The organism is Rhizobacter sp. P2_H2, assembly GCF_056403375.1.
Genome location: NZ_JBFUFP010001092.1, coordinates 1 through 1,763 on the forward strand (window position 1 = coordinate 1; position 1,763 = coordinate 1,763).

3 protein-coding genes are annotated in these 1,763 nt (G+C 68.6%); 2 read left to right on the top strand and 1 reads right to left on the bottom strand.

What is annotated here, in order from left to right; translation table 11 throughout:
* Nucleotides 1-277 (top strand): hypothetical protein (locus tag AC1D15_RS30345; RefSeq protein ID WP_477828951.1); only part of this gene is annotated, 277 nt, incomplete at its 5' end.
* Nucleotides 278-328: 51 nt separating this feature from the next.
* Here AC1D15_RS30345 and AC1D15_RS30350 read toward each other — a convergent pair.
* Entirely contained in the window at nucleotides 329-799 is a 471-nt protein-coding gene (locus AC1D15_RS30350) for a BON domain-containing protein (protein WP_477828952.1), read from the bottom strand.
* 243 nt (nucleotides 800-1,042) lie between these two features.
* Here AC1D15_RS30350 and AC1D15_RS30355 point away from each other — a divergent pair.
* A partial coding sequence (locus AC1D15_RS30355; RefSeq protein WP_477828953.1) for a PQQ-dependent sugar dehydrogenase occupies nucleotides 1,043-1,763 on the top strand: 721 nt, incomplete at its 3' end.

Sequence of the window (1,763 nt, forward strand, 5' to 3'; positions counted from 1 at the left end):
CGCGCACACCCTGCCGCCATTCGAGCCGATGGTGATCAAGATGTCGCCCTCCGACCCACCCCATCCGGCATCTCGCCGGGCGGCGCTGCTGCTTGCGCCCGATCGCGCCACGCCCCAACAACGACAACGTGCATCTGGATCGAAGAGAGAAGCGACCACATCGGGCCCCGAGACGCAACAAGCCAACATCGAGCGAATCGTCACCCAGTGGAAGACCTCGCGTCAGGCGATATCACCCGACTCTTCCAAGGACAGTGAACTGACCACCGATCACTGAACAAAAATCCAGGAAACGCGGGACCGGCACGCTGCCGGTCGCCGCCTGGGATCAGCCCTTCGCCGGCGCCACGCTCAGCTGGTTGTCGACGCTGACCACCCCCTTCACGTTCGACGCCAGCTGAGTCGCGCGCTCGCGCGCCGCCTCGCTCGGCGCCGTGCCGCGCAGCGCGACGCGCCCGTTGTCGGTGTCGACGTTGATCTTCAGCGCGCTCAGGCTCGAGTCCTTCGCCAGCTCGGCGTTCACGGTCGTCGTGATCACCGCGTCGGCGACCTTGTCGCCCGCCTTGTCGGTCGCCGACTTGGCGTCCTGTGCGAGGTCACGGCCGGCCTGCTTGGCCTGGTCCATGCCGCGCGATGCATCGGCCTGCATGTCGCKGCCCTTCTGCTCGGCCTGCGCGATGACGCTGTCGTTCGTGTTCGCCGCGGTCGATTCCGCTGCCTCGCGCTTGCCGCAACCGGTGAGGGCCACGCCCGCGAGCAGGACTGCAGCGGCCGTCGTCGTCAGAGTGTGCTTGTTCATGGTTCTCTCCTGTCATGCGCCCGAKGGCGATCTGGTTGAGCGAGTTGCAGCGGCACCGATGCCACCGCAGCCTTGTCCTGAGACGGCACAACCTTAGGCGCAACACGGTGCGAGCGCCGTCAGTCGGAGGCGTCGATGCCTGTCGGACGACGCCCACACGTCGCGCATCGCGGCGCCGTCCGACACCACCTTGCTCCGACTGCCYACAAGCCTCTTCCGCCATCGGTCGGACAGTGCTGCTCCATGAAGACCTTCACCGCTTCGCTGACCCTCCTCGCGCTGGTCGCCTGCGGCGGCCCCGCCACGCTGCAGGTCGCCGACGGCACCGGCCCGAACCCGAAGCTGCCGCCGCCGGACAAGAGCCTGATCCCCCTCGTCAACATCGCGCCGGCCACCGGCTGGCCGAGCGGCGTGAAGCCGACCGCGGTCGCGGGCACCGAAGTGCAGGCCTTCGCGAGCGGCCTCGAGCACCCGCGCTGGCTCAGCGTGCTGCCCAACGGCGACGTGCTGGTCGCCGAAACCAACGCGCCCCCGAAGCCCGACGACGGCAAGGGCATCCGCGGCTGGTTCATGAAGATGACGATGAAGAAGGCCGGTGCCGGCGTGCCCAGCGCGAACCGCATCACGCTGCTGCGCGATGCCGATGGCGACGGCATCGCCGAGACGCGCAGCGTGCTGCTCTCGAACCTGCAGTCGCCGTTCGGCATGGCGCTGGTCGGCAACAGCTTGTACGTGGCCAACACCGATGCCGTCGTCCGCTTCGACTACACGCCCGGCGCGACGAGCCTGCCGGGCAGCGGCACCAAGGTGGTCGACCTGCCCGGCGGCACGCTCAACCACCACTGGACCAAGAACCTGATCGCGAGTGCCGACGGCAGCAAGCTCTACGTGACGGTCGGCTCCAACAGCAACGTCGGCGAGAACGGCCTCGCCGCCGAGGAAGGCCGCGCGGCGATCTGGGAGG